This is a genomic window from Gammaproteobacteria bacterium (assembly GCA_035279405.1).
GTDB lineage: Bacteria > Pseudomonadota > Gammaproteobacteria > Natronospirales > REEB76 > REEB76.
Window position 1 is genome coordinate 23027 of record DATEHU010000049.1, and the last position, 13353, is coordinate 36379.

Annotated in this window: 14 protein-coding genes; 2 read left to right on the forward strand and 12 right to left on the reverse strand. The window is 61.0% G+C overall.

Annotated features, from left to right (window positions below):
- The first annotated feature begins 7 nt into the window (after window positions 1-7).
- Entirely contained in the window at window positions 8-964 is a 957-nt protein-coding gene (locus VJR90_10555) for a Nudix family hydrolase (GenBank protein ID HKV97911.1), read from the forward strand.
- Here the strand turns inward: VJR90_10555 and VJR90_10560 are convergent.
- The 6 genes from VJR90_10560 to pilB are packed head-to-tail and all read right to left on the reverse strand — an operon-like array spanning window position 961 to window position 6499.
- Window positions 961-1164, reverse strand: a complete 204-nt coding sequence (locus tag VJR90_10560) for a DNA gyrase inhibitor YacG (GenBank protein ID HKV97912.1) — start codon at window positions 1162-1164, stop codon at window positions 961-963. The two genes, VJR90_10555 and VJR90_10560, sit on opposite strands and share 4 nt — an antisense overlap.
- Entirely contained in the window at window positions 1164-1970 is an 807-nt protein-coding gene (zapD, locus tag VJR90_10565) for a cell division protein ZapD (GenBank protein HKV97913.1), read from the reverse strand. Before zapD ends, VJR90_10560 begins: the two co-directional genes overlap by 1 nt.
- 1 nt (window position 1971) lies before the next feature.
- The gene (gene coaE / locus VJR90_10570) at window positions 1972-2622 is read right to left on the reverse strand and encodes a dephospho-CoA kinase (protein ID HKV97914.1); all 651 of its coding nucleotides are present in this window, start codon (window positions 2620-2622) and stop codon (window positions 1972-1974) included.
- A gap of 4 nt (window positions 2623-2626) precedes the next feature.
- Complete coding sequence (locus VJR90_10575; protein ID HKV97915.1) at window positions 2627-3496, reverse strand: A24 family peptidase; 870 nt, start codon at window positions 3494-3496, stop codon at window positions 2627-2629.
- Between the two features lie 58 nt (window positions 3497-3554).
- Window positions 3555-4775, reverse strand: coding sequence for a type II secretion system F family protein (locus VJR90_10580; GenBank protein ID HKV97916.1), 1221 nt, complete (start codon window positions 4773-4775; stop codon window positions 3555-3557).
- A 20-nt stretch (window positions 4776-4795) separates the two neighbouring features.
- Window positions 4796-6499, reverse strand: coding sequence for a type IV-A pilus assembly ATPase PilB (gene pilB / locus VJR90_10585; protein HKV97917.1), 1704 nt, complete (start codon window positions 6497-6499; stop codon window positions 4796-4798).
- A gap of 415 nt (window positions 6500-6914) precedes the next feature.
- Between pilB and VJR90_10590 the strand changes: the two genes are divergently transcribed.
- On the forward strand, window positions 6915-8183 hold the full coding sequence (locus tag VJR90_10590; protein HKV97918.1) for a lipopolysaccharide biosynthesis protein: 1269 nt from the start codon (window positions 6915-6917) through the stop codon (window positions 8181-8183).
- Here VJR90_10590 and VJR90_10595 read toward each other — a convergent pair.
- The 6 genes from VJR90_10595 to VJR90_10620 form a co-directional block, all read right to left on the reverse strand.
- The gene (locus VJR90_10595; GenBank protein HKV97919.1) at window positions 8164-9060 is read right to left on the reverse strand and encodes a glycosyltransferase family 2 protein; all 897 of its coding nucleotides are present in this window, start codon (window positions 9058-9060) and stop codon (window positions 8164-8166) included. The genes VJR90_10590 and VJR90_10595 overlap by 20 nt on opposite strands.
- Entirely contained in the window at window positions 9053-9784 is a 732-nt protein-coding gene (locus tag VJR90_10600; protein HKV97920.1) for a class I SAM-dependent methyltransferase, read from the reverse strand. Before VJR90_10600 ends, VJR90_10595 begins: the two co-directional genes overlap by 8 nt.
- A 274-nt stretch (window positions 9785-10058) precedes the next feature.
- Window positions 10059-11111, reverse strand: a complete 1053-nt coding sequence (locus VJR90_10605; protein ID HKV97921.1) for a glycosyltransferase family 4 protein — start codon at window positions 11109-11111, stop codon at window positions 10059-10061.
- Window positions 11108-11281: a hypothetical protein gene (locus VJR90_10610; GenBank protein ID HKV97922.1), complete on the reverse strand. Its 174-nt coding sequence runs from the start codon at window positions 11279-11281 to the stop codon at window positions 11108-11110. The genes VJR90_10605 and VJR90_10610 overlap by 4 nt, the downstream gene beginning before the upstream one ends.
- Before the next feature lie 13 nt (window positions 11282-11294).
- A complete protein-coding gene (locus tag VJR90_10615; GenBank protein HKV97923.1) occupies window positions 11295-12443 on the reverse strand; it encodes a glycosyltransferase family 4 protein in 1149 nt (382 codons plus the stop codon).
- An 18-nt stretch (window positions 12444-12461) separates the two neighbouring features.
- Entirely contained in the window at window positions 12462-13334 is an 873-nt protein-coding gene (locus tag VJR90_10620) for a glycosyltransferase family 2 protein (protein ID HKV97924.1), read from the reverse strand.
- Window positions 13335-13353 lie beyond the last annotated feature (19 nt).

Sequence of the window (13353 nt, forward strand, 5' to 3'; positions counted from 1 at the left end):
CACATCCATGGACCAGGGCAATCTGCCCACGCTTGCCGTAGTCGCCGCGGTGCTCAAGGACGGGCAGGGACGGGTACTGGTCAACCAGCGGCCTACCGGCAAGCCCTGGGCGGGATATTGGGAGTTCCCCGGCGGAAAAATCGAAGCCGGTGAAACGCCGCGTGCGGCGCTGGAGCGCGAACTTCTGGAGGAGCTGGGACTCGCGGTGCATACGGCTCAAGCGTGGCTGCAGCTGAGTTTTGACTATCCCGAGCAGCGAGTCGAGCTGCAGGTCTGGCGAGTGCAGCGCTACAGCGGTATAGCGCAGGCGCACGAGCACCAGGCACTCGCCTGGATACGGCCGAAGGCACTCGGCGGACTGAAGCTGTTGCCGGCCGATGCCCCGATTGTCAGGGCACTGCGGTTTCCGCCGCAAATGTTGGTTACACCTTCACCCGGCGCCGATCGAGCAAAGTTTCTCCGCCAACTTGGCGATGCCCTGCAGCACGGCGTGGAATTCGTGCAACTGCGGGCGCCCGCATTGGCCGCGGCCGACTATGCCGGCCTGGCACGCGAGGTCATCAGTCTCTGCCGGGATTTCGATGCGCGCGTAGTGCTGAATGCGGAACCAGGGTTGGTGCGTGAGCTGGCCGCGGACGGCGTGCATCTGAACAGCGCGCGCTTGGCACAGATTAAACACCGGCCGATTCCACGGGAATTTCTGTGCGGGGCATCCTGTCACGACGCGGCGCAAGTTCGCCGGGCGCAGGATCTTGGCCTGGATTACGTTGTTGTGGGTCCGGTTTTGCCTACGCCTAGCCATGCGCAAGCCAACCCACTCGGGTGGGACGGCTTCAAATCCCTCGCGGCCCGCAGTGAATTGCCGGTGTATGCGATTGGCGGCATGCGTGCGGAAACGTTGGCGAAAGTCCGCGAGCTGGGCGGACACGGGGTAGCAGGAATCCGCGGTTTCTGGCGTGGTTAATCCGGCGCATCTTCCCCGGGTACCGGTTCGGTTTCGCCCGGGATTGCATGCTTGCCCGCCAACCAGCCGCCAAGGTCAATGAGACGGCAACGTTCGCTGCAAAAGGGCTTGTATTCCGATGCGGCATCCCAACTGACGGCTGCGCCGCAATGCGGGCAGGAGACGACCGGCGCAGATGTGGTGTGCGGGTCGGCCGACATCACAGCTGGCAGCACACCAGTCTGAAGCTGATGTCGGACTTGACCAGCTGCGCGCGCCCACCGGTATCCTGACGCTCCAGAAAATGTATGGTGATGCGCTGGCGTCCGGCGCTGATTTCCGGGAACACGCTGCTGGTGGCCGGCACCATGACGCGCACCAGCGGACAGGATGCGGCGTCCAGAATCCGCATGAACATACCCTGTTCGGCCACCTCGCGCGTGGGTGTGGCACTCTCCCGGCTGAGCGCCAGCAGCAGGCTGATAGTGTCGCGCAGCGGGCGGATTTCATCCAGCCACGCCTGCATGTCGGGATGGCGCTTCGCATGCGGCTGGCTGAGCCAGGCATGGTACACGGGCAGATCGAACTGGCAGGTACCGCCGGGAATCGCCATGCGATTGCGGATGGTATTGAGAAATTCGTTGTCCTTGAGCATTTGGCCGAGAGGCCGGCCGTCGCCGTTCATTGCCTTGCGCAGGGTCTCGAGTTCCGCCAGCACCGACTGCAGGCGCGTGTTGTCCACCTCGGGGCTGCCGGCAAGCCGGTTCAGGAAATACAGGCAGCGCTCGAGTTCCTTGAGCACCTCGGTGCGCACGTCGCCGCGGGTGAGCAACGCGCCAATCTCGAGAATGGCGGCGAGCGCCGCGCGGCTGTCCCAGGGCGACGTGAGCCGCAGGTGATGGTCGCATTGCTCGAACAGGAATTCCAGGCGCAGGAAGGTGCGGATACGCTCGGTAAGCGGCTGTTCATAAACCAGCCATTCCACCGGCAAAAGTTCTGCAACCGGATCCTGCTCGGCGTTCAACATATCAGATGCCAGTACCGCTCATAGGTGGCCGCGCCGCCCGCCGGGACTGCGCCCGCGGGCCGGCGATATCCATGTACAGTTGGTGCAGCTCAGCCACGTGTGCGACCAGTTCGTGCCGCGTGCCCGTGTTGATGAGAATATCATCTCCCGCCGCCAGCCGCAGGCTGCGGGGCGCCTGGGTTGCCAACATGGTTTGTGCCGTGGCTTCGTTCTCGCCATCACGTGACATAAGCCGCGAGAGTTGCAGGGGCTCGGGGCAGTCCACAACCAGTACGCGCTCCACGAGCGTACGCGCCGCCGGCGCTTCGATGAGCAGTGGAATTACGGCCAGCGCGTAACGCGTCTTGCAGGTGTCGAGCGCGGCTTGCAGGCGCTGGATTATCAACGGGTGCAGAACGGCTTGCACACGTGCGCGCAGGCCCGCGTCAGCAAACAGCTGCCGGCGCAAGGCCGCCCGTTGCAGTTGGCCGTGCCGGTCCAGTATCTGCGCGCCGAGCGCCGCAACCAGTTGCGCAAGGCCCGGCGCACCCGGAGCCGTCAGTTCACGGGCTATGACGTCGGCATCCACTACGGGTACGCCCAGCCGGGAAAAGGCGGCAACGGCCTCGGATTTGCCGCTGGCGATTCCGCCGGTCAGGCCTACTCTGAGCATGTCGTCAGGCCACGCCCCAAAGCGAGAAATAGGCGCGTGTGATCTCGGGGCCCCACACCAAGGCAATCCAGCCGGCCACGGTCAGATACGGTCCGAAGGGAATCGGCTTGCCACGCTGGCTGCGGCGCGTGGCAATCAGGCCGATGCCGACGATCGCGCCTGAAGCCGCGGCGATCAGGATGATCAGTGGCAGGCGCTGCCAACCCAGCCAGGCGCCGAGCATGGCATACAACTTGAAGTCGCCGTGACCCATGCCTTCCTTGCCGGTGATGAGTTTGAAAATCTGGTAGATACACCACAGGCTCAGATATCCGGCGAGCGCGCCGATAATCGCTGAGCGCAAATCCGTGAAGGTGTGATCGAGGTTGAAGATCAGCCCCAGCCACAGAAACGGCAGGGTAATCTTGTCAGGCAGCAGTTGGGTGTCGAAATCAATGACGGCCAGCGCCAGCAGGGCCCAGGTCAGCAGCAAGGCCCCGCCGGCCGCCCAAGTGAAGCCGAAATGCCATGCGAGCCAACCCGAGAGCAGCCCCGAGATCAGCTCCACGCTCGGATAACGCGGAGAAATGCGCGCGGCGCAATGGCGGCAGCGGCCGCGCAGCCACAGGAAACTGAGCAGCGGGATGTTGTCCAGGGCATGGATCAGGTGGCTGCAGTGCGGACAGCGTGAGCGCGGTACCACCAGATTGTAGGGTTCACCCGTGGCGGCCGTGGTGCCGTTCAGTTCCGCACAATGCTCGCGCCATTCGCGCTCCAGCATGATGGGCAGGCGGTGAATCACGACGTTCAGGAAACTGCCGATGATCAAGCCGAGGCAGACCGCCACCACGACCCAGGCCCAGGCCGTGGCCTGGAAAAATGCTATCAACCACATGCGGCCAGCCTTTATGGACGGGGGCGCCGCAGGCGCCCCCGTCCAGCGAGAACGATAATCAGAACGCGTTGCCGAGATTGAAGATCGGCAGGTACATGGCCACCACCAATCCACCGATCAGGATGCCCAGGATCACCATGATCATCGGTTCCATGAGGCTCGACATGGCGTCCACGGCATTGTCCACTTCCTCTTCGTAAAAATCCGCAACCTTGGAGGCCATGGTGTCAATCGAGCCGGCTTCCTCGCCGATGGCGATCATCTGCACCACGGTATGCGGGAAAATGCCGGTCTGCGCCATGGCCAGATTTAGTTGCTGGCCGGTGGACACCTGGTCGCGGATCTTGAGCGTGGCCTTTTCGTAAATGATGTTACCGGTGGCGCCGGCCACCGAGCCCAGGGCATCCACCAAATTTACGCCCGCCGCGAACATGGTAGCCAGCGTGCGGGTGAAGCGCGCAATGCAGGCCTTCGTGAGTATCATGCCGATGATCGGCAATCTCAGGATGACCCGGTCCACAAATTCGCGAAAGCGCGCCGAGCGTTTGTGCGTCATGACGAAGCCGACGATGATGGCAATGATCACCAGCAGATACAGCCAGCCTTCCTGGCGCACGGATTTCGACAGGTTGATCACCATCTGGGTGAAGGCCGGCAGGCTGGCGCCGGCGCCCTGGAACAGGGACTGGAACTCGGGAATCACGAAAATCAGCAGTATCGCGGTCACGACAAAGGCCACGACCAGCACCGCTGCCGGGTAAAACATCGCCTTTTTGATTTTTTTCTTGATGGCTTCGGTCTTTTCCTTGTAGGTGGCGATACGGTCCAGCAGGGTTTCGAGCGTGCCGGACTGCTCGCCCGCGCGCACCAGGTTGGTGTACAAATGGTCGAAATACAGGGGCTGTTTGCCGAGCGAATCCGCGAGGTTGTTGCCGGATTCCACGTCCGCCTTGATGCCGAGCACCATGTCGCGCATGCGCGGGTTGGCGTGGCCGCGGCCGATGATGTCAATGGCCTGCATCAGTGGCACGCCGGCGCTCATCATGGTGGACAACTGACGCGTGAAAAATGCGATGTCGCCCGACTTGATCTTCTTGCCACGCCCCAATGCGGAGAGAAAACTCTCCTTGCGGATACGCACCGGAACGATACCCTGGCGGCGCAGATCCGCCTTGACGGCGGACTCGGTCGAGGCCGTGGTCTTGCCCTTGATGCGTGCACCTTTCTTGTCGGTGCCTTCCCAGAAATAATTGGATTGCTTGACAGCTGCAATGGCCATGATGCTTGACTCCCGGTGCGCTATTCCACGGTAACCCGATTCAATTCCTTGAGGCTGGTGATCCCAGCCATTACCTTGTGCAGACCTGCCTGGCGCAGGTCCCAGATGCCTTCCTTGTGTGCCTGATCCGCAATCATCGTGGCGTTGCTGCCCTCAGTTAGTATCAGACGCCGCAAAGCATCGGAAATGGGCATCACCTGGTAGACGCCGGTGCGCCCGCGGTAACCTTCCACACACTGATCGCAACCCACTGCATCGAATACCTTGATCCCGGCCTTGATTTGGGCCTCCGAAAAGCCTTCCCGCAGCAGGTCTCCGGCCGAAAGCTTTTGCGCTTGTTTGCAATGCTGGCAGAGCTTGCGCGCCAGGCGCTGGGCGATGATCAGGTGCACGGAGGTCGCGATGGCATAGCGTGGAACACCGAGTTCCACGAGGCGCGTCAATGTCTTGGGCGCATCGTTGGTGTGCAGCGTCGACAACACCAGGTGTCCGGTCTGAGCCGCGGTAACCGCGATCTTGGCGGTTTCCTCATCGCGGATTTCGCCCACCAGAATCACGTCCGGATCCTGGCGCAGGAAGGCACGCAGGGCATTGGCGAACGTGAGGTCCACCTTGGTGTGGATGTTTACCTGATTGATGCCCGGGATCTGGATTTCCACCGGATCCTCGACGGTGCAGATGTTGCGGTCCGGTGTATTCAATATGTTGATGCCGGTGTACAGCGATACGGTCTTGCCGCTGCCGGTCGGGCCGGTGACCAGTATCATGCCGTAAGGACGGTCGAGAGCGCTCAGGTACTGTGCTTTCTGGAGATCCTCGTAACCCAGGGCGTCAATTCCAAGTTTGGTACTCGAGGAATCGAGGATGCGCAACACCACTTTCTCGCCCCATAGGGTGGGGCAGGTATTCACACGGAAATCAATCGCGTGGTTCTTTGACATCTTGAGCTTGATACGGCCGTCCTGTGGGACGCGCTTTTCCGATATGTCCAGGCGTGACATGACCTTGATGCGCGCCGTCAGTTTTGCCGCCTGGGCGCGCGGCGGCTGCGCCAGTTCGTGCAACATGCCGTCAATGCGCAGACGCACGCGGTAATATTTTTCGTAAGGTTCAAAGTGGATGTCCGAGGCATTCTTGTTGATGGCGGCCATCAATACCTGGTTTACATAGCGCACCACCGGTGCATCAATTTCACCGTCGTCGCTGGTGGTGGGAGCGTCATCGGCAGTCTCGAGGAAGTCGGCGTCGGTTTCCTGGAGGTCCGCTATATTGGATGTGCCGCGCTGGACTTTTTCGATGGCATTTACCAGCTTGTCTTCTTCCACCACCACCGCGTCCACGGTGAGCCCGGTGGTGAAGCGGATTTCACCGAGGGCCTGAAGGTTGGTGGGATCGGAAATTCCCACGAAAATCTTGCGACCGCGCCGGTACAGCGGCAGCACGTGGTACTTTTCCATGACCTCGAATTCCATTTCCTTGACCGGCGCATCCGTGAGATCCACGCAATCAATATCCAGAACCGGTACACCGAATTCATCCGCGGCAATGCGCGCGAGCTTGTGGGCATCGAGTTTCTTGTGGCGCACCAGATAGGAAACCAGCAGCAGCTTTTCCTGGGCCGCTGCGCGCGTAACGTCCCAGGCCTCGGCTTCCTTGAGCAGGCCCTCCGCGACCAGGCGGCGCGGCAGGCCGGTCAGGTTTACTTTGACATTTGTGGTTGCCATGCTTGCGTCCCTAAAGGCATCCCTGAATCACCCCGAGGCCTCCCCGGCCCCGCATCAACACTTTTACATGGTAGTTTATCGGCCGGAAATGTCCAATGGGCTGAAGCATCAATGAGTTAGCGTTGAGACATTACTTGAGGAACTGTTCTGATCTTTGGCGCTGGGGACGGCCTGTGCGGCGCCGCCGGGATTCCGTGGCCGGGCCGCGTCCATGTGTGACGCCGATGAGCGGTGTATTGGCAACGATGAGCGGTTCCGAAGCCAAGGCCCGCGAATCGCACCGATCGATGACCAACTGCGCGGAGAATGTTTACGTGCCAACGGTTAACTGCAGTGTGTGCGCCTTGCGCTGGCAGGCAGACAGCCCGATGCCGCGTGCCAGGCTCGGTGCACACCGGCCGCGACTGGAAGCCCCATGATTTCGATTACCCAGGGTCCGATTGCCCGCGGCACCATGCGCACGAGCTTCGTGCTCGGGCTGCGTCTGGTGGTGCAGGCAGGCACGCTGCTCCTGATTGCCCGTATGCTCGGGCCACGCGAGTATGGCGCGTTCGCGGGCGTCGCCGCGCTCGCGGTGATGCTTGGCACGCTTGCCACTTTTGGTACGCACCTGGTGCTGCTCGGCGAAGTGTCGCGCGGACCAGCGCGGCGCAAGGACGTACTGCCCTACGCGGTGCCGTTCACGCTGCTGTGCGGTGGCGCGCTGCTCGTGATTTATCTCTTGATCTGTACCTTCGCGCTGCGCGAGGCGGGCGTGGCGATTAAGGTACTGGTCGCAATCGGCATCACTGAAACATTACTGCAACCCCTGTTCAGCTTGCCGGCGGCGGAACACTTGGCACTCGGGCGCATCGCGCGCTCACAGTTACTGACCACGTTGCCGCTGGCACTGCGTCTCGCTGCCGCCGCTGCCGTGTTTCTGCTGCATCCGGGCGATCCGTTGGCTGCCTACGGCTACGGCTATTGCATCGCCTCATTGCTCGCACTCGCGGTCGCGACCGTCACGATGCCGGCGCCCTGGCCTGCGCCGCACCTCTGGCGATTCCCCAAAGCGGCCGAGCTGCGTGAAGCCGCCGGCTACGCCGCGCTCAATATCACCGCTACCACGCCTGCCGAACTCGACAAGACGCTGGCGACCAAGTTGCTGCCGCTCGCAGCCAGTGGTTTGTACGCGGCCGGCGCGCGCGTAATCGGCGCCGCGACGCTACCGGTGATCGCGATGATGTTGTCGGCGTTACCGCGCCTGTTTCGTGAAGGCCAAGACAAGTCCAGGCGTACTGCGCGCCTGCTTCGATGGCTGTTCGCCGCCGCGTTTGGCTATAGCCTTGCGTTGGCCGTCGCGCTGTGGTTTATCGCACCGGTGTTCGTGTGGCTGTTTGGCGCGAAATACGACGGCATCCAGCACGTGATCCACTGGTTGTGTCTTGCCGTGCCGGGAATGGCACTGCGCATGGCTGCGGGTAGCGTATTGATGGCACTCGGCAAACCATGGATGCGGGTAGGATTTGAATTGGCCGGTCTGGTCGTGCTCGTGGTTGCTGCTCTATTACTGATCGCCCATTTTGGAACTACCGGCATGCCATTAGCGCTAGTGTGCTCGGAATGGGCCATGGCCGTAGTTGGCGTGGCATTCGTCATCAGCACGAGGGATTCAGTCGGGAGACTTAAGGCGCCGGTGGCGTGAAACTGCGGCAACGGCCACGCACGACATCGAACGTTGCAGCGATCAACCCTTTCCATGCCACCCACGATCGGAATCGCATGCTCCGGACCGTTGCGCGGAGCGGTAGTGTCACGCAGCGCGCTGCCAGGAACAGAGCTATTTCAAAGCGGTTTTTAGCCAATTTGCGTGCAAGTAACCAATGTCCCCGGTTCAGGTGGTATTCGTAAAACAGCGAACCGTTTTTGGCACTGCCAGAGCCGGCATGAACGACCACAGCGGACGGACACTGCACAACATCCACACCACGCGCTCGCAATTTGAGGCCGAGCATTACGTCCTCACCGTAAAAGAAGAAATCCTTGTCGAATAATGGTGACCCGGCCATCTCTGCGCGCAACAGCAAGCAGCAGCCGCTTGGATACCTTACGCAACCCGGCTGATACTTGCGCAACACGAGCGCAAACATGCGTTGGTAATATCCAAAGAGCGAAGAGGCGGGAGCGCCCGGTCGTGGTCGCACCAGCGGCATTGATACATGCGCATTGCCCAAGCCTTGCACCAGTAGCGCCAATGCGCCGTGCTCCAAGCGTGCATCAGAGTTGATAAGCAATACGCTCGAGGGGCTGGCAGCCACAGCTCGCGTCAGTCCCGCATTCACACCTCGTGCAAATCCCATGTTCTGCCCGGACGTTACTACGTCTATTGTCAATCCCGACGTCTTTAACTCGTCCAAGTGAACTTGCATGGCTGCCAGGGACTTGCCGTCATCTTCGGAGTTGTCGACTACTACGGCGTGTCGTATGCCTTCGGCATGCAGCGAGCGTAGACAGGATATCGTCTGTGCCGGAGTGCGAAAATGCAGGGTGAGGCCAACAACTGGCATTACTTCATCATGCATGTTGTATTGCCGGCCGGCGTGCCATGACGATGGTCTCCTCACCCCAGCGGGGCGTAAGCGTCGAAAGCAAGTCGCCCACGCGACGGACGGTAGTCATCCACGCGCGAGAATGCGCTGTCCCCTCACGCTCAGCAATGCGAACCGACTCACGCCACAGCCCCGGACTCTGCATGCCGCGCCGGACGAATCGTACGTCGGTAAACCCGGCGTGCTGCAACCACTCGCGCAGTTTCCGCTGGCTCGGGATCAGGAGGTGGAAGGGCGGGTGCAACCCTTTCCAGCCGCGTCCGAAAAGTGTGACGCCCAATGCACCGGGGTTTGGCAGTGCCAGCCAAAGCGTGCCACCGGGCTCAAGCAATGCCAGCAATTTACCGAGCAAACGCGACGGGTCAGTAACGTGCTCAATCACGTGATTCAGCGTGATGTAGGCGAACGACCTGTCTGGGTAGGCGGCCGTCCATACATCACCCGCCACGACGTTCAGGCCCGCCTTCCGGCAAGTTGCAGCGGCAGCAGGATCCGGCTCGCAGCCTTGGGCTTCAATGCCCATTTCGACTGCGCGGCACAGGAATGCACCGTTCCCACACCCCACGTCCAGCAGGCGCGTTTGCCCCCGGCATAATGCCATTGGGATATGGCGGCCGTACACATCCAGCTTCATCCGCAGCGGCGCGAGCGCTCCGAATACCCATGCGCCTGCACGCAGTGCGGGATGACGCCGCATGTGAAACCTTGCGTTCAAATAGCCACTGATGAGTCGCGCCACCGGACCGCGTGCATTACCCGACGCGAAGTCATCCGGCTCGGATTCATGCGTGTAGTAACTCTCGTATGCTCTTGGCAGCGACTCATCATCGGGCCGCTCAATCAAGTACATGGAGCCGCAGTTACCACACCGAGCCACATTCCATATGTCCTCGAGCGCAAGCACGTCGTCGCGACGGGAATAGATTGCAGACACGACTCTTGCCCCACAGGCGGGGCAAGCACGCATCAGATCAAGTCGGCCGCGCGACCAGTGGGTGATTGCTGATGCAGGTTGCATACACATTCTCGTAAGCGGTGCACATCGCATCAATGGAAAATCTCTGCGCTGCCAGACTCCTGGCACTCCGAGATATCTTGCCGAACAACGCGCCGTCGTGCGCCAGTGTCCTCGCGGCATTCGCAAACATCACGACGTCGTCTTGGCGGCACAGTATACCGGTAACGCCATCGTCGACGATTTCCGGTATCGAGGATGCCTGCACGGCGATCACCGGCAATCCGCACGCCATCGCTTCCGCTGCGACCAGGCCAAAGCCTTCGCTGCGCGAGGGGAATAGCAACGCATCGGCTTCCTGCATGGCCGCGATCACGGCGTCCTCGCTTTTCAGCCTGCCGATATCGCGCATGTTGTCCGGCATGTCTCGCCGGTCCCGTTCGGCCGTCGTGCCGCTGGTATAACGCAGTTCAAATCCATTGCCGAGGTCGCGCATGATCGGAGCCAGCAGGTCCACACCTTTCAGCTTCTTCCAGCTTCCCACATACAACAGCCGGAATGGTTCGTCAGCGCGACGCTGGCGATTACCCGGTCGCCATCGATCGGTATCAATGCCGTTGTAGATGACCTGTATCGGCATATTCACCAAGGTTTGCATGGTGGTGTCGGCCACAAAGCGGCTGACTGCCACGACACGGTCGGCGCGACGCAGCACACGGCGTTCGTTGGGCGCGATCCAGTATCGGTGATACACGGCGCGGGCGGTCCCCTTGTAGGCCCTGGCATCAGGGTGGTGCACCGCGTGATGGATGGTCGCAACCACGGGCAAGCTTGTCGGCAGAAACCGTGAATGCAACCAGGTGTTGACGTGCACAACATTGGCCCAGACCGGAGGTGGTGGAATGGGGACGGTCCATGGCGCGTACTCCGCGTGCAGCGGCAGCCAGGTGATTTCAGCACGCATGCCGCGCTCGATCAGCCCGTTGGCAAGCCGCTGTGTAAATACATCCGCACCTGTTCTAGCGCGCACCGCCGGCAACCAGACTGCAGGCCCTCGCCTGGCGTTCATGCGGCTAGTGTGTCGAAGCGGTAAATCAAGGCAGGATTAATCCGGAGCAATGGCATCACCGCTGAATCAGGCGCGTTGCCCGTCAGGCGTTCAATCATCAGGGCCTTGCAGTCGTGCGATGACAAGTCGAGCATTGCATGCGGCTGACATTCCAGGCTGTGTGTGTTCATGTCTGCCCGAATATCAGCGTAGCTGTGGGACGACGTGCGCCAGCTGTGCGACGATTTGTATGCCAAATTCCGGCCAGGCGAATTGCTGGGCAAACTCAATGCTGCTGGCATGCAACGCATCGCGGCCGGCGAGAATACGCAATACGCTGTCTGCAAAAGCCGTGTAATCGCCGGGCGCAACAAGATGCCCGGAGCGATCTTCTGCGACGGCATCAACGACACCGCCGGTGGCAAACGCCACCGTGGGCAGTCCGTTTGCCGCAGCCTCCACGGCCACCATGCCGAAGCCTTCCGGGTCACCCCCGATTTCCCGCACGGGAAATACATGCACGTCCGCGGCAGCGTAAATTGTGCTGAGTTCGTCATAGTCGGTAATCACACCCAGGAAGCGGATGTTGCCGGCCACGCCCGCTGCTGCAGCCGCAGCGGTGATGCTCTCCGGCGTTTGCGCTTGGGCGTGCAAGGCCTGTCGGGGTGGAGCGCCGACGATCAGCAGCGCCGTGTCCGGAGAATGCGCCACGATACGCGGCAGGCAATGGGCGACGAACTCTCTTAGCCCTTTGCGGCTGGAGAGTCTGCCTACGGACAGCAGTACGGGTTTGTCCCCAAGCGCATGCCGCAGCCGGAAATCATGCAGGCGCTGTGGATTTATCTTCGGGTCTGGCAGCGTGACTCCGGGGTGTACGATGCCGATACGCTCGGGCGATACACCCGCTGCGCGGCATCCATCGGCTGTGGCACGACTGTTGGCGATGACGCGCTGCATGCGCCTGATTGCCGGCAGCCACAGTGCACGGTAAATCGCGTTCTTGGCCGCGACATCCAGCCCATGTACGTAGACTGCGGTGTGAGCGTTGCAGCGGCGTGCGGCGGAACGGGCCAGTGGTGCGGTGAGTCCGCTTCCCGCGATTACGATATCCGGTCGCCAATGTTCGGCTGCGTGCCGTGCCAGTTGTCGCGCGCGCACAAGATATCGGACCAGGGGTTTCAGAGGTGCCTCGAGGACTTGAACGTGTTTTGGCGCCAGGGCGGCGGACCCGACCGGGCCGACCACGCGTACTTCGGCGCGTTTTGCCAACTCGTCTGCCATATGCCAGTTCAGGCGCTCCATCCCGCCCACCAACGGCGGCAGGTTGCGGGTTATCAGCAGGATGCGTGTCACCAGTCTACAGTCCGTGCGTCAGTTTTTATTGCCACGGATGAACAACAGGTTGGTAATCTGTTCCGATATCAGGCCGATAAGAAATACCAGCACGGCCGTGACAAACAGCAACGCGCTCATGACGGTGAAATGATGAGTCGAGATAAAGGTGTAGATGTACCACGCCAATCCAAGCAGAAAGAACACGACACTGATCGGCAGGAATATCTTCAGCGGCGAATACAGGGTCGCAACCTTGAATATGATGAGCAGAAAACGTATGCCATCGTGCAGCGGCCGGATGTGGCTTTTGCCGATGCGCTTTGCGGCGGCAATCGGTACATAAGCGATACCGTAACCGGCGCGGAAAAACGCCATGGTGCTGGTAGTGGGATAGGAAAAAGTGTTGGGCAGCAGATGCAGGAATTCCCTGAATCGTTCCGCCCTGACGGCGCGAAACCCGGAAGTCAGGTCCTGGATGCGGTGCCCAACCATCCAGCTTGCTAGCAGGTTATAAACACCGTTCGCAAAACTGCGCCCGAATGAAGCCTGGGAATTGCGGGTGCGCGCGCCGACCACCATGTCAAAGCCTTGTTCGAGACACTCCAGTAAACGGGCAATGTCATTCGGATTATGCTGGCCGTCGGCATCCATGAACACCAGAATATCGCCGCCGGCAGCGCGCACTCCGGATTTGATGGCCGCACCATTGCCCATGGAATAGGGGTGGTGGATGATCCGGGCCCCGCATTCGCTTGACACTTTGGCGGTGGCGTCTCTGGAGCCGTCATCCACCACCAACAGTTCGGCTTGCGGATAGAGCTTATGCAGACTGCCCAGCACGCTGGGTAGTGCCGCAGCTTCATCTTTGGCGGGCAAAATGATACTGAGTGACGGGAATTGCTTTGACATGGAATATGCTCGGTCCCCG